Here is a 19,428-nt window from a genome sequence, read left to right on the forward strand (position 1 = left end):
GTACGACGATTGTATGATCGTTCGTCCGGTACAGGTGCTGCGTTACTCAGCGTATGGGAACTGTCATGGACAACTCTTAACTTATTACATTTAAAAATGGGAATTCAAACGTCATTTCTCAATGTTTACGCTTACATTTTCAACAATAACAATAGACATATCTGTCAGCGCAACATCATAAGCGTTCCAGCAAACAGATCCTATTCCCAAACTCTATTGTATCGGTGTATGTAAAAGTTGCGCAACTGTAATTTTCAATTTAGAGTTACATATATGGATAGGCTTATCGTAAATTGCCGTTGTTCTCTTAGCGGCACATTATTATGGACAGAAAGAGGGAGATTTCATGGCTGCAACACGCGCTCTTATTTTCTCAGGCGGTCTGTTACACCCTGATTTTTTGAAGGAAATTCGTGACGATGATTTTGTGATCGGCGCTGATCGGGGAGCATTGTTTCTGGTAGAGCACGGGATCAGACCGAATCTGGCGATTGGTGATTTTGATTCTTTGCAGGATCAGCATATCCAGTTGGAACAAATTCGCGAGAATTCCGATGAACTGGTCGTGTTCGATCCTGTTGATAAAAACTGGTCTGATACGGAAGCTGCGTTCGAAGCAGCTATGCAGCGTCATATTCAGAATATGGTTATCTTTGGTGCACTGGGTACGCGGTTTGACCATACGATTGCGAATGTACAATTACTGGTGCGGGCTGTGCAACATCAGGTGCATTGCGTTATTCAGGATATGAACAACTACATATCGTTGACATCCACATCCTCCATCGTGCATAAGCTAGAGTATCCTTATGTATCGCTGCTGCCAATTACGTCCGAAGTGACTGGGATTTATCTGGAAGGATTTCAGTATCCGCTGGAAAATGCTACGCTGCGGATGGGGCAATCCTTAGGAATTAGCAACCATCTGGCAGCCGATCAAGGTAAAGTGACGATTGAAGGCGGATTATTGATGATTATTCAAAGTCGGGATTAAATTCCTAGGAAGCAACAAAGTAAGGCACATTTTACTTTTGTGCTTTGTGCTTTGTGCTTTGTGCTTTGTGCTTTGTGCTTTGTGCTTTGTGCTTTGTGCAACGATGATAATTGATCAAGAAGCTGGAATTGCAAGATTGTTCGTTATTTTTATATTACAAATAAATACATCGCCATTATTTGATTATGAAAAAGAGATGTAAGTCGTTGTGACTTACATCTCTTTTTTCGCTATTGTTCCACTGTTTTTCAAAACAGCTAGATTCTTTGTTAAAATAAACATTACATTTTTGCTCGATATTTATTTGAAAATAGCTTTTCTCGTTCTATTTGGCGCCGATGATGAAGAAATACTTCTCAAATTTTAGCCAAAATAGCGATGATATACAGTACGTGCTTCGGCAATATCTTTCGTGCCGTGAACCATTACCCTGCCATCCTGAAACACTACCATTCGTCTACCTTCATGTAGCGTCATCGACAGTAGAAATGGATTAACCGTCACTTCATGCTCCGCCTGTGCTTTTAGACGGCGAGCAGTTTGCTGAAGATCCAGCGTTTGTCGATGTGGTGGGCGAATCTGTACTGTATCGCGTCCGCATAACACTTCACTTTTACTCTGCCCCTCATGACTTAAATGCGGATACGTCGGATGCTCACCGCAGGATGGGCAGTTGGAACGACGAGCGCCATTCATTTTGATCGAAACGTGTTCGTTGCGCCATAGATCAAATGACAGCAGTGTTCCTCGCAATTGTTCCCTATGACCAGACAGCAATTTTAAGGCTTCCGTTGTCTGATGAGCGACAACCATCTGTACCGCTGGTGGAATAATACCGGACGTATCACATGTATCGCCGCCAAGCGGTGCCGATTCCATCAAACATTGAAGACAAGGCGTAACACCCGGCACAATCGTAAATGTAATGCCATAACTACCTACGCATCCACCATAAATCCATGGAATACGATGCTTTTGTGAAACGTCATTAATCAGTAGACGTGTCTCGAAATTATCGGTCGCATCCATGATCAGATCGACTCCGTCTACCCACTCTTCTATTTCGTTCGCTGTCACATCAGCGATATGCGCTTCAATCTGCACGGTGGAGTTGATTTGTCGCAGACGATCCCGAGCAGCAATTGCTTTCGGTACACGATCTGCTGCGTCCTGCTCCGTAAAAAGCTGCTGACGCTGCAAATTGCTCCACTCTACATAATCACGATCTGCAATAATTACACGCCCCACACCTGCACGTACGAGCGTCTCCGCAGAACTGGAGCCAAGTGCACCTGCACCAATAATCAGCACAGTGGATTGCTGCAACTGCTGCTGACCGTCCCGCCCAAGCGGTGCAAATAACTCCTGCCGCGAGTAGCGTTGATGGTTATCCATCGTGGACGGTTGTTGCGTATTCATATTATCTTCTCGACTCAAGTCGTAATCATCCCTTCTGCAGGGCTGCTTGCCACTGCATACTGCCGCACTGGAATCATACCAGCTTCCCGACCAAGCCGACCGGCTTCTACAGCCAGCCGCATGGCATTTGCCATACGTATCGGATCATTGGCACCGGATACCGCAGTATTCAACAGTACTGCATCAGCACCCAACTCCATCGCACGTGCTGCATCCCCAGGCGAGCGAATACCGGCATCAACAATTACCGGTACGCTGGCATCACCGATAATCCATTCCAGCGAAGACGGATTTAGAATTCCGCGTCCAGAGCCAATCGGTGATGCTCCGGGCATAACGGCATGTACACCGAGCTGTTGCAGCCTTTTTGCCAGCATATAATCATCGGAAATGTAAGGCAACACCGTGAAGCCGTCCGCCAGCAAAATTTCGCAGGCTTTGTACGTTTCCAACGGGTCTGGCAAGATCAATGCGTCATTGCCGATGACTTCAACCTTTATCATATCACATAATCCAGATGCTCTGGCGAGACGAGCGATACGTACAGCTTCTTCCGCTGTGTGCGCGCCTGCCGTATTGGGCAACAGCTTATACTTCGTCAGATCCAATTGCTCCAGAAAATTAGGCTCATCTGGCTGATCCAGATTTAAGCGCCGAACAGCGAAAGTCAACACCTCTGTTCCTGAAACCTTCACAGCTTGCGCCTGTGTATCCAGATCACTGAATTTACCTGTACCAAGTAATAAACGTGATGAGAATTGATGTTGTCCAATATTCAACATATTAGCCACCTCCTACAAAATGTACAATCTCTAACTTGTCGCCTGCTTCTAACTGGGCTTGTCCGTGATCCTGTTTTTGCAAAATCTGTTCGTTATGCTCGACGATAACCATTTTGCCCTGCAATTGAAGAATATTCAGCAATTGCTGTACCGTTTCGGGCGCATCGGGAAATGTACGTGTACTGCCGTTGATAATCAACTGCATAGTAATTTTCCTTTCGTTTGCGACTGTTTTATTCTGTACTCTGTACTCTGTACTCTGTACTCTGTACTCTGTACTCTGTACTCTGTACTCTGTACTAAATTACCTGAGATGAGTTTGCTAATTGAAACTTTCTTTTTATAGGATTGATCATTGTTGACTTCTTACTTCTTGATGCAGATAAGAGCTAGCATCAAGAGGTGGAGACATGAACAGAGGCAGCATCTACAGAATGCATGAAACGCAAGGCGCGCTCGGGGTGAAAGCAGTTTGGAATGGCTGCATTCCCACGTCCGGCTATCGCATCTGCGATCCATTTGGCTGTACCAGCTGCCAACAAAATCCCATTGCGATAATGTCCAGAGGCAATCCATAATCCGGGCAGCTGCGGTACTGCACCGAGATACGGCAATTCATCCGGTGTTCCGGGTCGTACACCAGCCCAGCAGCGCAGCAGCTCAGCTTCGCCAAGGCGCGGTAAATGGCGCTGACCTTTTAGCAATAATTCCATCACTGCTCCTGCTGTAAAGGTAGTGTCATGCTGTCCCGGTTTGCTTGTTGCTCCTACCCAAATTTTGTGATCATGCTTGGGAATCAAATATATCTGCTCGCCATAGATCGTGTGATGCAGCCACGGTACAGGTGTCTGAAGTTCGATGAGTTCTCCTTTAACCGGAACAAATGGCAATTGCCAGTGTTCAGCCATCAACAGCCTTGATGTACCCAACCCAGAAGCAAGTACTACATGCTCACTGCGTAGTATCGAATCATCGGTCACTACACCGCAAACGGCACCATTACCTCCCGTTTCTCGCAACAGACGGTTCACATCATAATTTCGATAAACATCTGCCCCGCCATGAATGGCTGCACCTACCAATGCTTCGGTAAGTAGCTTAGGAATTAGCTGCAACTCATCCGGGTTGTACATCATACCTTGCTCTGCCCGTATATACGGCTCAACATCTGCCAATCGTATAGCATTCCACCATTCCAACCCTTGCTGCGGGCTAGTATCGGCAGCATTCCCTATAGAGGCAGCAACATTTATAGTGTTGGCAGTATCTTCAATTGGTAAAAGAAATCCTTCCTTGCGCAAACCAATGTCGATTCCAGTGCAGTTATACAAACGCTGCGCAAGCGCCGGATACAATGAACGACTGCGTAATGCGAGTCGCTGCAAATCCTGATGCACAAAATGCTCAGACGATGCAGCCAACATTCCACCTGCTGCACCGGAAGCTCCTGCTGCTGGTCGTTGTTTTTCTACTATCGCGACGTTTGCTCCACGGCTCTGACATTCCAGTGCAATCGCTGCTCCAATTGCGCCCGCGCCAACGACAATCACATCGTACTGTCCTTCATGTCTCATGAATGCCACTCCCTGTTGTCCCGTTCATCTCTCGTGGACGTTTGTTGTAAACTGCTTGTTGCGCAGAACCAGTCTGTTGTATAGCATCTGCATATTGTTGGACTGCTTGCAGCGGAGAACTGGCAGTGAATATGGAAGACATCACCGCTATGCCAGCCGCACCAGCAGCATGTAATTCTGCACAATGATGTGGCTGTATGCCGCCAATTGCGATTATAGGCATATTTGTTGCTGAACAGACTTTTGCCAGTTGCTCTACTCCGCGCGGTTCGACTCCGTGCTTGGACTGGGTAGCGTAAATATGTCCGAATATTGCATAATGACAGCCTTCCTGTTCTGCTTCCCATGCACGTTCAACACTATGAACGGAACGACTGATCGTTAATGAAGATGATTGAGCAATGTTGTGATTGGATTTGGTCGAAGATTTGTTGTCTGACTCAATGCAATCACTGGCGGTATACATAGCTGCAAATTCTGGTAAATGTACACCTCCAACCCCTAATTCCAGCGCCAATTGCGGATGATTATTAATGACAATCAAAAAAGCAGGTATATCTCGCAGCAACATCTGCTGAACGGTCTGTATGATTTGTTGCTCTGTCCAGCTTTTTTCACGAATATGGATTGCTGTCACGTAAGGATGAATACGTACACTAATGTCTATCACACCTTGTTGCGTTAGCGTACCGGGAGTCACTACATGCAGTTCCATTGGATCACCTTCTTTGTATGCTTCGTTTGTATAACTGCCTTGCAGATACCAATATACGCAAAACAGCCACCTTCCAATTGGAAAGTGGCTGTTTATTTTATCGTTATGAAATAAACAGGGTTTGCACTCGGATTCACCTGCAAATCAGTGATCCTTCTGCTACCCAGAGCAAAGGCAGATTCATGAGGTTGAAGATGATCATAATCTATTCCGGTTAACTATTATATTCACATCATTTACCGTATTATATTGCCTGATCGCGATCCATCCCATAGTAACTATCATGTAATAGAATATAACCGATCATGCTGATACAACATTAGATGCTATTTAAAACCCGGAATACGTCTTCATTTCCTCATATCGGATATGCTCTTCCACTTCCCTACGCTGGTATGATCCAGATCAGGTCCAAAGGGTTCGTCAGCAGTATGCTGTCATCTCAGCCTATAAAGGCTCCCCTAGTGCATATGGATATGCTGTTGTCGTTTGAAACATTCTCATCTTAGCAAACCTGTATCAATAAAGCAAATGAAGCTGCTATTTTCATATACAGGTTTATCGCTGTTTATGTAAATGCACCCTGGGTGCACTTTATAATCTGCTAGTTACAATTTATTATTTACCATCTGTTACATGATTAAGCTTAGCAGGTTCAGGAAGTCGATCTGTTTACAATCAAACGGGAGAATATACAAGCGATGGCATTTTCAATGCCAGATGACGAATCCGATGAATGCTAGACCGTTCACCCGCCAGTACGGCTTGCTGTGGCAAAGCTGCATTTTCCTGTTGCTCAAGCTGTTCGAGAATACCCGATGTCAGCAAAAACGATTGTCTGAAAAATTGACCCAATTGTTGCTCTGGCCAATCGAGAACAAGCCGATTTCGCATAAAAGACAGCAGGCGTTGTACATTCCATGCATCCTGTAAAGGCTGGCAATGATTCAGTGTGTATAACTGGCGCTGCAACCCAAAACGACGACTGATTTCGGTTTCTGTCAGTTTGCCTTTCGGTTGATATGCTCCGATTACCGGCATCCATGAAGAACTCCATTCCCAATCCGCATATAATGGGTTGGCAAAAAAGTTGTGCAAGGACTCGCGGTTTTGTCCCAGATTCACAACTACGAGGTCTGCCAATTCAAGCAATGGCAGCTTGTCTTCGCCACAACCTGCATCCATTAACACCAAGTCATAATGATGACTTGCCGCCTGAAATAGATTGTTCCAAAATACAGGATTGCGGTTTGCTTCGTTGTGAGCATGTTGTGTTCCTGCCAGTAAATGAAGCCGATCACGTACTAGCGGCACCATATAATCGGTCACATTGCCTGCATTCAGAATACCTGACTGCTGCAAATAATGCAGACGATCAATGCCAGGCCCGTTCTTCCAGATGTCTGCCACTGGCTCGCTCAAATCCGCTGTAATTCCATATTCTACACCATGTCCACGTTCATCATTATGGCAGAGAAGCAGACGTGCCCTGTATTGCAATGCAGCTGTAATCGCAGTAATAACTGTATGCGCAGACGTTTTACCCTGTCCGTTATCCGGACTCCAAAACATAACCGTCGTCATATTCACTCCTCCTTATCTCCCTGGCTATCCGTGGGATCATAAGCAGTCGGTTTATGATCCTGTTTGTGCGTTTGTGTATACAGGCAACAGAATTGATAGCACATCAGATTGCAATCGATAATGATCATTGGTGCAAATATTTTCTGTAAAAAGTGATGAATCATTGCAACCTTTATCGCAGCCTGTATTGATGTCTGTACAATGTTTGCAGATGGCCCGTATGTGGTATGATGTTTGCTACGAATAGAGAGTGAATAGATGTGGATGAGTTCGCAGATAGCCGTTTAGTACAGCTTATAATATATTACTATTGCTTCAAAGTGATAAAAGGCCGAGTATGGAATGATCTTATGTACCCTGTCCAGTGAATCTACGTCTGAGACTTTTTGCATTCTAATTGTTGAATATCAAATTTAAAACAGGGAAAGATGGAATCGAAAGCGCTTCTTTCGCGGGATGGCGGGCAAATAATTGCGCAAAAGAAGGGTAAGCAATTCGTCCATATCCTGCTGTCGATCAAACGGATCAGGCTGAGCTGGCAACCCATACACATGGTCACTCCCCAATTCACGTTGCAGCCGTTGCACCGCTTCCTCTTGTGCCAGTGGTAAACAATATTGCCATTTCTCCTGCGAATAACGCCTCAAATCATGAACCATATTCAGTATATCCTGATACCGCCATTCCGCCCCAGAGCCAACAACAAGCGGCAAATCAGCGCGTAAAAACTCCTCCAGTCGATCATTGCGCCGATATCCACCAAGATCCAGTATCAAAAAATGATAACTGCCGCTGAGGAGTGAAACAACTTCCGCTCGTGCTGCTTCGCGCCAGTAATCGACCCCTTCCAGTTCAAATCTTCGCGACTCGCGCAGCCTTTCCTGATCGGTCATTCCTTGTAATGCTACCTGCTGGATACGGGCAAATGCACCCGGGTAACTATTCATTTCGACCAGTGCGACTTTGTGCCCAAGCCGGGCAAGGTAGTGAGCGATGCTAACTGCTGTATGAGTTGTACCTGTTCCCGGTGTCGCCCCAATCAAAGCAATCACCTGTGTTGTTTTGTTCCATTTCAGCATAGTCGAAGGATGATCACTTCCGGCTTGAGCAGCAGAATGCCCGATTGCTAGATTTAGCGCAGTTCTCGCTTCGCTTGCCGATTGAAAACGATTGGCAGGGCTATATTGTAATAAACGACGTAGCATCTGTATAAAAGCAGGCTTTACATCGTTACGGATAGATGATTCCACCTCACTTTTCCATTCACTATATTGACCCGCAGTACATAGATACAACAGCAATGCTCCCAATCCATACAGATCAGAACGATGATCCGTCTGTCCACTGCCGTATTGTTCTGGAGCGGCAAAACCTACCGTTCCTAACTTGACTGTATCTTGATTCTCGTCTGGCTTAAACGTACGAGCAATGCCAAAATCAATCAACCGAATTTCACCCTGAGATGTAATCATCACATTCGATGGCTTCATATCGCGGAATACGATCGGCGGATTGTGCTGATGTAGATATTCCAGCACACTGAGTAGCTGATCTCCGCACCGCATAATAAAATCGCCATCCACTGTATGCGGCTCCATTTGAAATTTATGTTCCAACGTATCTCCATCGATATAGTCCATTACAAGATAGGTGTAACCATCTGGATCATTTTGAATATAATCGACGATACGCGGCAGACATGGATGTACCAGTGTTGTCAACATGCGCGCTTCAGCAGCAGCTTCACGGTATTTGGACGGTAACGATACCGTCTCCTTAATCGCCCATTGTTTGCCCGGCAGCTTCAGATCATGTGCCAAATATACATGACTCATCCCGCCACTGCCAATCTGTCGTTCAATATGATACCGTTGCTCCACTATCGTCCCTTGCTGCAATCGTGTTGGGAAAACCATCACCGTATCTCCTCCCCTGTAACGGTATCACAATGCCCCATTACAGTTCCTTATCGTTATGGCAGCGACCAGTGAATGATCCGTTCAAGCGGGTATAAAAAAGAAAAGCATCCCGCCGAATAAACGCCATAATGGCATTCACTCAAACGGGATGCTTTCCCTGTCCGCTGCATATTCAATGTACTTGAATTATAAATGATGTTGCGAGCAATGTAAAGACAGATGACAATTACTTGGCTGATGCAAAGGCATCGCGATTACGCTGCACTTGTTTGACATGCGACTCCAGATGCGTCACACACAGCTTATCAACGACCATACGCGCCGTAATCTCACCGTCGGTCGTATGAATGCCGATGCGATGCTGATCTTCTTCGCTAATCGTTTCCAGTACGGGTACAAAAGCACGTCGCATCGCCAGCAATGCTTGCAAATGATGCTCCAGATCCAAACCAGCATAATTCAAACGCTGCGCCCAACGATCCTGATCAAAGGCAACCAGTGTCGGCGGCTCTGCTTCACACAAAATCAACTTCAAGCGATGCTGCAATACAATTTCCACATCAAACAGATGAACGACAATTTCACGAATACTCCATGCTTCTGGCGCCGGTTTATAATCCAGCTCCGTTTCAGGAATATTGCGAATGGATTCAACAAAGCGTTCCATATCCGGCCAATAACGATAAATAGTATTTTGCATCATGCACATCCTTCTTGGAAGATATACAGCAACTACATATTAATATTTTACCATATACAGCGTAATTTCATCACGGTTGTGAAACAATTGCTTGGCACGCTGTACTTGCAGTCGCGCATCTTCGAACGATTGAATGACTTCACGAATGACGGCAAGCGGCTTTTTGTGCATCAACTTAACGGTCACAATAACAGTGCCGCCGGGTGATACCGCATCCAGCAAGTCGATCACCAGACGTGCAGTCAGTTTCGGACTCCAGCTCATATCACATACGAGCAGATCAAATTCGCCGGGACTGAATTTGACATCCGAAGCATTGCGGCGAACGCTTTTGAGCTGGGGATGATTTTGCAGGGACGAATGCATTTTGGCAGGATCAACTGCTGTTACATGCATCCCACGCTCTAGCAAAAAGGATGTCCAGCCGCCCGGCGCTGCACCGACATCCAATCCGCGTCGGAAAGCGGTAAAATCAATACCGAACACTGCTTCTGCTTCTAGCAACTTGAATTTGGCACGTGAAATCTGACCTTCCTCACGTTGAAAACGAATCGCTCCACCGTTCCAGTCGGACAGATTATCTTCCGGTCGTGAAATGCCTGCATATAATCGGTCTGACGTCCAGAACACGGAAATCGTCAATGTTGGCTGGTGTACGGTAAATTCAGCATGCAGCGATTCCAGCTTTTCTTCCAAACGATGACGCAGCTCGGAGGCATTGCCGCCATCCGTTTCGGCATCGCTCGTTTTACGAACCTGAAGTGACAGCGGAATACCGTACAGCTCTTCGCGCTTGAGTAGCAATTCTACTAGTGTATCCAGCGGATCAATCGTATCTTCCAATTGCTCTAGCACGATATCATAACGTACCGGCTGAATATGTCGCAAGAACATCAGCGGTTGACGTTGCAGCTGTTCAAGTACGTCTTGTTCACTAGCAGGCAGGGTTAGCAGCAATACCTCGCTATGCACCAGTACGGAACTTTTCACCGATCCAAACGCACGTTTTAATTCTTCCTGCGCATAAGCGGCAAAGCCATGATTGGCTGTACCGATCCAACGCGATTCCGCCTGCTGCTCGGACGGATGTTGTTTCTCCTGATCATTCATGAAATATTCTATAGCCTCCAATAGATTATACGGTTGTGCCGCGTACATGCTCAAGAATACGCTGTACCGATTGCAGGCGATACAACATACGCGGCTTCCGTTCACGCCATGCCTCGAATACGATCAGACACGGTACGCTAGTCAATTGCAGCTCCTGTACAAGACGGGGCGCAAAATTGATATTGAGCGCATACACCTGCTGCTCAGGCAACAGCGGCAAAGAAGCATCTAGCATCTTCCTGCCTAGTTTGCATGTGCCGCAAAAGGGCGTATACGCATAAATGACCGCCATTTCGCCGGATTGTGATGCCAATTCCAGCGCTTGCTTTTCATTTAATTCCTGAATCATGACATCACCTCCTGTTGATGGATATTATCGTTTATTCCTTTACATGATTAGCAGCAATCTGCTCTAACCGTTCTGACGCAATGGGACCGTTATGCAAGATCACATGCTCTGGCTTCGCTTGATACAGCAATTCATACATGCTCTTCTTACCAGACATGCTGGATGTATGCAAATAAATCTCGCGTGCATACAGCCCTTCTTGGATCATTGCTTTGACAACATCGGTGCCATCCATCTGACCCCAACCCAGCTCATGATCCAGCGATAAAATATCCACCTCACACTGGCGCAACATGGTCAGACATTCGCCGCCATCTCTCGCGAGTGCAAAACCCTTTGGACACGGACGGTAATCATCCAGATACAGATGAATCATCAGCTGTCCCTCCCGCTTTCGTAATTAATTGGCAAATTGCGATGCTGGACAATAATATGTCTTTTTCCCAGCTACTTCTGTTTTGACAACGGTATCGGTAGACGAGCGAACAGATGGTTCCCCTTCACGTTCATATACACGGCGCAGCGCATGGAAGCCGCCAGTTAACGCATCGTTAGCAGTCAATGGCTGACCTTCCATATGACCGCCTGCTTCGATCGCCTCTTGCAGCACGATATGCATTGCATCATATAACTTGCCAAGCGCTTCTTCATCTAATTCCTGCACTTTGGCAGTTGGTAACAAACCTGCGGTAAATGCGATCTCGTCCGCATAATAGCTGCCAATTCCTGCAATTACGGATTGATTCAGCAATGCTGTTTTCAATGCACCACGACGACTTTTGATCAGACTTGTAAATTGCTCACGCGTTAATTTGCGATCGGTTGCTTCTGGACCGAGATCCGCAAAGTACGCCTGCGCTTCTTTTGCCGAACAGAAGTGGAAGATGCCTTGACGACCAGCGGTATAGTACAACGAAGTACCGTCCTCAAACTGCAACTCCACATCGGACTTGCGGTTCGCATGTTGCTCACGCACACCATAGTAGAGCGAGCTGCCCAGTACGATGCTCATTATGATGCGGTGTCCGCTGTGCAGGTGCAGATTCAGATATTTGCCGCGACGTTCGATAAAAGCAACCCGGTTGCCGCTCAGCAGCATATTGGTAGGATCAGCTTCTACATTCGATACACGGGCAAGCCCAAGTACCATTTTCTCAATCGATGTATTCAAAATGTAACGAGTCAGTTGAATCTTGTAATTTTCCAGTTCTGGCAATTCAGGCATAATGTTGTCCCTCTCTCTCTGATAATAAAACTGCATGTAATCTATATTCATACTTGATTCATACTTCGTATACGTTTATCGTGCAGTCGGTTAAATCTCCGCCAATGATGCACAGATGCGATCTGCTTTCACACCGCTACGCGCTTCGTGGGCAGACAGATTATCCGCTGTTGTCACTCCGGTCGTAACGAGAATGGTCTGACATCCAGCAGCAACTCCGGCTGCAATATCAGTCAGCATATTGTCGCCAACTACGATCGTATCAGAGGCAGGCAACCCGATTCGATCTAGCGCATATTGCATCAGTATCGAAGATGGTTTGCCAATAATAATCGGCTCTACTGCGGCAGCGGCTGAGATTGCTGCGCCCAGTGTTCCCGCTCCTGGCAGCAAGCCATCATGAGACGGCAATTGCAGATCAGGATTTGTCAGAACAAAGCGTGCGCCCTGCCCGATCAATCGTAACGCGATCGTTAGCTTGTCATAATCAAACTGACGGTCAATCCCTTGCAGCACATAATCTGGCTGCTCATCAGTTACGATCAATCCTGCTTCCTCTACTGCGTTGATCAAGCCCGGTTCACCGATCACATAGACGCGCGCCCCCGGCTGTTCATCCGCGATGTAGGCGGCAGCGGCGAGCGCTGATGTGCATACTTGATTCGGCGTTGCTTCAATACCTAGCTCGGTCAGATGTGCAGACACTCCCGCGGCTGTACGTGAGGAATTATTCGTCACATACAGATATGGCGTCTGCGCCTGCTCAAGCTGCTTGATCCATGCTGCCGCGCCGGGAATCACACGGTTGCCGTGATATAGCGTTCCATCAAGATCAATCAGCATTCCTTTCGTATGCCCCATCCTATAGCCATCCTCTCTATTACTCACAATCCCCATTGTAAAAAAAGTTGCGGCATAAGGCAAACGATTTGCTCACCTGACCGCAACCTGTTTTCTATTTTGTTATGCGTTTATTGGAAATAGCATATGCTCTACTGCCAATTCCGTATGCTCAAACACCGCTTTTGCTTCTTGCAGTAGATCCTGAAGCTGCGCTTCGTCCTTATATCGGGAGCTAAAATGAGTCAAAATCAACTCCTGCGCACCAGCTTCACGAGCTGCCTTCGCTGCTTGTAGCGCGGTGCTGTGATAATACTTGCGAGCTGTTTCTTTTAGATCATGCAAAAAGGTCGCTTCATGCACGAGCATATTGGCGCCTTTGGCTAGCACCAGCACATTATCGCATGGTCGTGTATCACCAAGGATCGTAACGATCTTGCCCTTTTTCGGTTCACCCACTACTTGATGAGAATGCAGTGTCTCGCCATTGTCCAGCGTAATGCTACCGCCATTTTTCAGCTTGCCATAGATCGGTCCTGGCTTGATCCCATATTGCTTCAATAATTCAAAATTCAATTGTCCCGGGCGATCCTTTTCGATGATGCGATAACCGTAGCTATCGATCCGGTGCTCCAGCAATGCTGATTCTACACGGAAGGTCTCGTCTTCAAATACGACTCCACCCTCGTGCTCATGTACATTCAGTTCATATTCTACGCGTGATTGACTGAGTCCCATCGCTGTATCGACGAACTGTTTGATGCCCGGAGGACCGTACACATCCAGCGATGTCAAACCGCCTTGATTGGAACGGCTCGATAGCAGCCCTGGCAATCCAAACAGATGATCGCCATGCAGATGAGTAATGAAGATCTTTTCCAACTTGCTCAGCTTCAATTGGGAGCGCAGTACCTGATGTTGTGTGCCTTCGCCGCAATCAAACATCCACAGTGCCTTGCGCTCCTCATATAGCCGTAATCCAATCGAGGTCACATTGCGCTGAAGCGTAGGCACACCAGCATTGGTACCTAGAAAATAAAGTTCCATACGTCAAACCTTCTCTCTATAATAACAGCACAATGATACGAATCATGCTTGTTTATGCAAAATGATAATATCCTTTATCATATCATGTTATGCGTATAGTAAAAAGCCGTTCAGCAAATAGAATATACAGGGCAGCGACTATACTGGGTAGCGACGAATGTTAATAACCAATGTTGATATTGAGACCAGCTGTTTGGTTTTCTAAACTTATGCTTCATTTACCCTAACCAATATTGCGATAAGCAAAATGAATATGTTGCTATTTACATCACGATTGTTTGATATATGTCTCTCTGATTCTGCTGTTCCTTTTCCTACTATGCATTTTCTGATGCCAACGTATAAATGAGACTTGAACCTAACATCAAGCTGCTATATGATCAAACGTAACACTTGCATAAACTTGCATTTTTAAGATTAAAGCTGCATTTCTCAATATTCGCTATGTATCAGCTTAAAATCATAATGAGTTTTTAATGAAACTATCGACAAGGTTCAACATATCTTTTATAATACTTAAAAAACCAAGGAAAGAAGGGTAATCCGATGGCTGAAATCAGAATTAGAAATACGGATGAAAGAATTTCCGGTGATGACAACGTACTGGCGTTTTTGAACCAGCATGAAGTTGTGTATGAGAAATGGGATGTATCCAAACTCGCTTCCGAGCTGAGTGAGAACTTCTCCCTGACAGATGAGCAAAAGCAAGAAGTGCTGAATACATTTGAATCTGAAATCAAAGACTTGTCTGCACGCCGCGGCTATCGTACATGGGATGTTATTACCCTGTCCGAAGCAACACCGGATCTGGAAGCGAAGCTTGCCAAATTCGAAGAGATTCATACTCATACCGAAGATGAGATCCGTGCAATTGTATCGGGTAACGGTATTTTCATCATCAAAAGCCCGGAACACGGCTACTTTGATGTAGAACTGGAGCCAGGCGATGTAATCTCTGTACCGGAAAATACGCCTCACTTCTTCACACTAGTCGAAAACCGTAAAATCGTCGCTGTGCGCCTGTTTGTAGAAACAGACGGCTGGGTGGCACATCCATTTGCAGATTCTTCGTTCCAAAAAGCCTAAGCCATCGCTTCGATAAATATTATGTATTCCGGCTATAACGGATAGAATGATCATCTGCATCCTCTATGATGTATAGTCCATGAATAAAAGAACCACGCTCCCGATTCGCAAAAGGGTTATCCTTTATGCTGCGGGAGCGTATTTGTGTTTCCATATTGTCTTGCTATTCTAGCGCTATATTATACAAGCTGTTCAGATATCTGGTGAATCTCACTCAAATGCTTGATTTCATAATTCGGCTGAATATCGCTATCATTGGTTTTGGCATTGCGATTCAACCATACCGTGTTGATGCCAGCTGCCAGCCCACCTTTGATATCGGTCGTTAGCTTATCACCTACCATTAGCGCCTGTTCCGGCTGAACGTGCAGCAGCTCCAGCGCATGATGGAAAATCGACGGATCTGGTTTGCCTTTGCCATATGCGCCAGATACGAGAATGTGATCAAAAAACGGTGCCAGCTCTGGTACGCCGTCCAGCTTCTCCTGTTGCAATGCCGGACAACCATTGGTCAGCAGCAGCAGTTTCACTTTGCCCTGTAATTCACCGAGAATTTGCAGCGTTTCTTCATACATATGCGGACGATTGCGACGTTCCTGTACAAAACGATCTGCCAGCAATTGAGCCAGTTCTTCATTTTCTACACCAACTGCACTCAAACCTCTGCGCCAAGCTTCGGTGCGATAGATCGGTGCGATGCGTTCCAATTCACGAAATTCCGGTTGATCGCCAGCGCTGAATTGTGCCCATAGACCTTCAAATGGATTAATACCAATCATCTGGGTAAACGGAAACGTCTCATACGATTCATATAACGCACGCGCTTCACGACGCACAGCGACTTCCAATTCGACTGTATCCACGCCTGCCTGCTCGGCAGCAAACAAACAGGTTTGCTCAAATGCTTCTTCAATACTGCGTTCATCCCACAACAGCGTATCATCCAAATCAAACAAAACAGCTTCAATAGTCAAGTTCAAACCCTCCCGGCGATAGTTAAGCATATCGATATAGCGAAACAGGCAATCAAGAGCACAGCATATGATCTAACAACCTTCATATCCTCTGTCTCTCCGATATACCTGTTACTCTAATTTCATTCATTTATTGTAAATCATATAGTGGTATGACAATGTTACAGTTTATCTTCGATCGTAATGTGGTGCTGTGCTGCGAACATACGCAGATGCTCTGCCATCGCTGCTGTATCATAACGATTCAGCGTACGTGTGCGAATACCCATGCGCCACCTTTGGTGCTGTGCTCAATAACGACATAGCCTTTTTGCAAACGAATCTTCTTCACTTTGTCAGCGGTGATGATACGATCACGGTTAAACTTAGTCGTAATCAGGGAGTCTTTGCCGATTTTCAAATATGGACGACGGAAGTACAGAACGACTCCGAGGAATACATACAGCAGAACAGTCACAACAAACAAGATGGTGCTACTATTGGTCGCTGGATACATAATCCCCATGATACCGTATACAACTCCGAGCAGAACGAGCGTTGCCGGGAACACAAAATTGCGTCCTTTGTATGTGGTAAATTCGGATGTGGTATTACTGGTGCCGTTACTACCGATTCGATCTTGACCGGCTTTTTTGCGGCGATCGTTCACTTGCTTCGTATTGCGTTTGACTTGCCTTTCCCAGGAACGGGACATCGCATTTCCCCCTAAATAAAATTGATGAATATTACTTCTATTCAGACATGCAGAGTCCAAAAGCAGTTTCTGCACGCTCAAATACAGACAAACGCCGCAAATAAAAGAAGATGCCGGGGCTTGATCATGGATCAGCTGCGACATCCCTATATGGTTATTGCGTCGATGATCATAACCGGATTGGACGGGTCAGCCCGTCGTTTATTTGCCCTTTTCTTCCGTTTCACTGTCCTCGACCCATTCGATCGTGTCTAGTTGCTGACGGAAATTGCGGCGGATGTTGCCAAGATAAACGGCACGGAGTTCATCACGTTCTACTGTTTCTTCTTCAGTTAGACCGGATTCCTTCTTTTTACGTGCCAATTCGTTAATGCGTGCAATGATTACATCGATGTCCATAACTACCCTCCCAAAACTCTCTTTTCTAACTTTGACATGTAAAAAAAAGCTTGTCAAGGTTATTCACACCGTGACAAGCCACCAATATGGCATATATGTAAAACCGGAGGAGAACCGGTTCGTTAACTGTTAGATCAAGCATATCAAAACTATCATATTAAGTAGTAGGAAGTAACTTGCTTGCGTGTTCCTATTATCGTTGGTTCGGAATCACCAATACGTCACCGCTTTGAATCTCGCTGGTCGCCAAATTGTTCTCATCCCGAATCTCTGCGATGTAATCGCGAATATCAGCATCTGGTGCTTTGTATTGAGAAGCAATCGCCCACAGGCTGTCACCGTCAGATACGATTACATGTTGCTTCATCGCCGGAGATTCGTCCGCGACTACAAAGTGTTGTACTCCGCCATACAGCAATACACTCGCGAACAGCAGGCAGACAAACATGCGTCCGGTGGAATTCCAATTCGACTTGCGAGATGGACGTTTGCGTTTCTTTTTACTATTTAGCGATTTGCGCGCGGTCATCTGAATCAGTTCTAGCGTTTTCTGCCGGAAGGTGCGATGCGACTTGCGTGTACCGGATGATTGACGTTTGTTCTCACCGGAGACATACGTCCATTCGGTCACTGCTGGTTCTTGGGGCGATGCTGGATTGCGTACTGCTGAATTCTGACGGATATTGCCTGAGCGAGATGTAGAAATAGAAGATGCGGAGATGTTCGATGCGGCAGAAGTTGTATGAGAAGAACCTTGGTCTGTTCCTTTGACGATAGGCTCGATGGTTTGCGATTCCTGTTCTTGTTGGTGGATACTTTTATATGTAGAATATTTTAGCATGTGCTTCACGCTCCAAACGTTTGTTCTTGTTTTCCTGAAAAGAATATAACACGAACATATGTTTTGATCAAGCACTTTTTCGAACCTTTGTTCGCTTTTTATTCAAAACAATACCGAATACCCGTTCCTATAATTGAATAGAGTCTACAGTACTGAATAATCTCCGTTTGTAAGTTGCCCTTTTACTTTCTATATCGATAAATTATGTAGTTGTAGTTGTAGTTGTAGTTGCTACATTCATAATTGCGTATAGTTGAATCTTTATATTTAGATACAGCGATCTGTAATTATTGAGATTCAACGATTGATTATTTATTTTTTTTTTTAAATGCAGGTCATTCTTTGAAATGCAGGTGATTCCATGTAACTTTTGTTCGCATTTTATATATTCTTGCTAAATTTTAGAACTTATGTTTGTGCGAACGGTAGTTCCGTGTTATACTTTTCCCAAACGTTACTAGTATTGGGGTTGATACGGTATGTCCAAGATTTCTAGCCGCCAACAGGCGATTCTGGAATTTATCCGGAATGAAGTAAAACTGAAAGGCTATCCGCCATCCGTTCGTGAGATCGGCGAAGCGGTCGGTCTTGCCTCCAGCTCCACTGTACACGGTCACCTTGATCGTTTGGAGAAGAAAGGCTTGATCCGTCGCGACCCGACTAAACCACGTGCGATTGAGCTGCTTGGTCAGGAAGAGTCCGAAAATAATCTTTTGTTTGCGCAATCGGTATCTCGTGTACCAATCATCGGTAAAGTAACTGCTGGTGTGCCGATTACTGCAACTGAGCATATTGAAGATTACTTCCCACTGCCACAGCAATTTATGGTGATAACCAAATTTTCATGCTTTCCGTTATTGGCGACAGTATGATCGAAGCCGGTATTCACAACGGTGATTATGTGATCGTTCGTCAGCAACAAACCGCGGATAACGGCGATATCGTTGTTGCGATGACCGAAGATGACGAAGCAACTGTCAAAACCTTTTATAAGGAAAAAGACCATATTCGTCTTCAACCGGAGAATCCAACATACGAGCCGTTGCGCCTGACCCGTGTTACCATTCTTGGTAAAGTGGTTGGATTGTTCCGTAATTTGCACTGATTCTGCCCGGTATCAGCTGCATTACAAAAAGACTTCTGATCATCACATCAGGAGTCTTTTTTGTGCTTATT

At 45.6% G+C, this 19,428-nt stretch carries 20 protein-coding genes, 1 pseudogene and 1 riboswitch; of the genes and pseudogenes, 3 read left to right on the forward strand and 18 right to left on the reverse strand.

Annotated elements, in window-relative coordinates:
* Positions 1-346: 346 nt before the first annotated feature.
* Positions 347-994 (forward strand): thiamine diphosphokinase, encoded by a 648-nt coding sequence (locus tag ACDE64_RS13395; RefSeq protein ID WP_411347139.1) that lies wholly within the window; start codon positions 347-349, stop codon positions 992-994.
* 363 nt (positions 995-1,357) lie between these two features.
* Here ACDE64_RS13395 and ACDE64_RS13400 read toward each other — a convergent pair whose 3' ends face one another.
* From ACDE64_RS13400 to rnz, 14 genes are all read right to left on the reverse strand, one after another.
* Entirely contained in the window at positions 1,358-2,413 is a 1,056-nt protein-coding gene (locus ACDE64_RS13400) for a thiazole biosynthesis adenylyltransferase ThiF (RefSeq protein WP_411350294.1), read from the reverse strand.
* A gap of 14 nt (positions 2,414-2,427) precedes the next feature.
* Entirely contained in the window at positions 2,428-3,195 is a 768-nt protein-coding gene (locus ACDE64_RS13405; RefSeq protein ID WP_411347140.1) for a thiazole synthase, read from the reverse strand.
* Between the two features lies 1 nt (position 3,196).
* The gene (gene thiS / locus ACDE64_RS13410) at positions 3,197-3,400 is read right to left on the reverse strand and encodes a sulfur carrier protein ThiS (RefSeq protein ID WP_411347141.1); all 204 of its coding nucleotides are present in this window, start codon (positions 3,398-3,400) and stop codon (positions 3,197-3,199) included.
* A gap of 190 nt (positions 3,401-3,590) precedes the next feature.
* Positions 3,591-4,769 (reverse strand): glycine oxidase ThiO, encoded by a 1,179-nt coding sequence (gene thiO, locus ACDE64_RS13415; RefSeq protein WP_411347142.1) that lies wholly within the window; start codon positions 4,767-4,769, stop codon positions 3,591-3,593.
* Positions 4,759-5,484, reverse strand: a complete 726-nt coding sequence (locus ACDE64_RS13420; protein WP_411347143.1) for a thiamine phosphate synthase — start codon at positions 5,482-5,484, stop codon at positions 4,759-4,761. The genes thiO and ACDE64_RS13420 overlap by 11 nt, the downstream gene beginning before the upstream one ends.
* 365 nt (positions 5,485-5,849) lie before the next feature.
* Positions 5,850-5,957: riboswitch (TPP riboswitch) on the reverse strand.
* Positions 5,958-6,162: 205 nt separating this feature from the next.
* Positions 6,163-7,068, reverse strand: a complete 906-nt coding sequence (locus tag ACDE64_RS13425) for a hypothetical protein (protein WP_411342637.1) — start codon at positions 7,066-7,068, stop codon at positions 6,163-6,165.
* Positions 7,069-7,481: 413 nt separating this feature from the next.
* Positions 7,482-8,984: a serine/threonine protein kinase gene (locus tag ACDE64_RS13430; RefSeq protein ID WP_411346791.1), complete on the reverse strand. Its 1,503-nt coding sequence runs from the start codon at positions 8,982-8,984 to the stop codon at positions 7,482-7,484.
* A 229-nt stretch (positions 8,985-9,213) separates the two neighbouring features.
* The gene (locus ACDE64_RS13435) at positions 9,214-9,690 is read right to left on the reverse strand and encodes a DinB family protein (RefSeq protein WP_411342638.1); all 477 of its coding nucleotides are present in this window, start codon (positions 9,688-9,690) and stop codon (positions 9,214-9,216) included.
* A 36-nt stretch (positions 9,691-9,726) separates the two neighbouring features.
* Positions 9,727-10,797: an SAM-dependent methyltransferase gene (locus ACDE64_RS13440; RefSeq protein WP_411347144.1), complete on the reverse strand. Its 1,071-nt coding sequence runs from the start codon at positions 10,795-10,797 to the stop codon at positions 9,727-9,729.
* Between the two features lie 25 nt (positions 10,798-10,822).
* Positions 10,823-11,146: a thioredoxin gene (locus ACDE64_RS13445; RefSeq protein WP_411342640.1), complete on the reverse strand. Its 324-nt coding sequence runs from the start codon at positions 11,144-11,146 to the stop codon at positions 10,823-10,825.
* Between the two features lie 31 nt (positions 11,147-11,177).
* A complete protein-coding gene (locus ACDE64_RS13450; RefSeq protein WP_411347145.1) occupies positions 11,178-11,522 on the reverse strand; it encodes a cyclic-phosphate processing receiver domain-containing protein in 345 nt (114 codons plus the stop codon).
* Between the two features lie 24 nt (positions 11,523-11,546).
* The gene (locus ACDE64_RS13455; RefSeq protein ID WP_411342642.1) at positions 11,547-12,371 is read right to left on the reverse strand and encodes an Fpg/Nei family DNA glycosylase; all 825 of its coding nucleotides are present in this window, start codon (positions 12,369-12,371) and stop codon (positions 11,547-11,549) included.
* A 90-nt stretch (positions 12,372-12,461) separates the two neighbouring features.
* Positions 12,462-13,232 (reverse strand): TIGR01457 family HAD-type hydrolase, encoded by a 771-nt coding sequence (locus tag ACDE64_RS13460; protein ID WP_411347146.1) that lies wholly within the window; start codon positions 13,230-13,232, stop codon positions 12,462-12,464.
* A gap of 102 nt (positions 13,233-13,334) precedes the next feature.
* Positions 13,335-14,258, reverse strand: a complete 924-nt coding sequence (rnz, locus tag ACDE64_RS13465; protein ID WP_411347147.1) for a ribonuclease Z — start codon at positions 14,256-14,258, stop codon at positions 13,335-13,337.
* Positions 14,259-14,804: 546 nt separating this feature from the next.
* Here rnz and ACDE64_RS13470 point away from each other — a divergent pair.
* The gene (locus ACDE64_RS13470) at positions 14,805-15,344 is read left to right on the forward strand and encodes a cupin domain-containing protein (RefSeq protein ID WP_411342645.1); all 540 of its coding nucleotides are present in this window, start codon (positions 14,805-14,807) and stop codon (positions 15,342-15,344) included.
* 179 nt (positions 15,345-15,523) lie between these two features.
* Here the strand turns inward: ACDE64_RS13470 and ACDE64_RS13475 are convergent, their stop codons facing one another.
* From ACDE64_RS13475 to ACDE64_RS13490, 4 genes are all read right to left on the reverse strand, one after another.
* Entirely contained in the window at positions 15,524-16,318 is a 795-nt protein-coding gene (locus ACDE64_RS13475) for an HAD family hydrolase (RefSeq protein ID WP_411347148.1), read from the reverse strand.
* A 244-nt stretch (positions 16,319-16,562) separates the two neighbouring features.
* On the reverse strand, positions 16,563-17,012 hold the full coding sequence (locus tag ACDE64_RS13480; protein ID WP_411347149.1) for a methyltransferase: 450 nt from the start codon (positions 17,010-17,012) through the stop codon (positions 16,563-16,565).
* A gap of 201 nt (positions 17,013-17,213) precedes the next feature.
* Complete coding sequence (locus tag ACDE64_RS13485) at positions 17,214-17,411, reverse strand: DUF896 domain-containing protein (protein WP_411342648.1); 198 nt, start codon at positions 17,409-17,411, stop codon at positions 17,214-17,216.
* A gap of 193 nt (positions 17,412-17,604) precedes the next feature.
* Positions 17,605-18,252, reverse strand: coding sequence for a LysM peptidoglycan-binding domain-containing protein (locus ACDE64_RS13490; RefSeq protein WP_411347150.1), 648 nt, complete (start codon positions 18,250-18,252; stop codon positions 17,605-17,607).
* Positions 18,253-18,731: 479 nt separating this feature from the next.
* On the opposite strand from ACDE64_RS13490, the pseudogene lexA reads away from it, so the two are divergent.
* A pseudogene (gene lexA, locus ACDE64_RS13495) lies at positions 18,732-19,357 on the forward strand (transcriptional repressor LexA).
* Positions 19,358-19,428: the final 71 nt, after the last annotated feature.

The sequence above is a fragment of the Paenibacillus sp. WLX2291 genome (genome assembly GCF_046603665.1).
GTDB lineage: Bacteria > Bacillota > Bacilli > Paenibacillales > Paenibacillaceae > Saccharibacillus.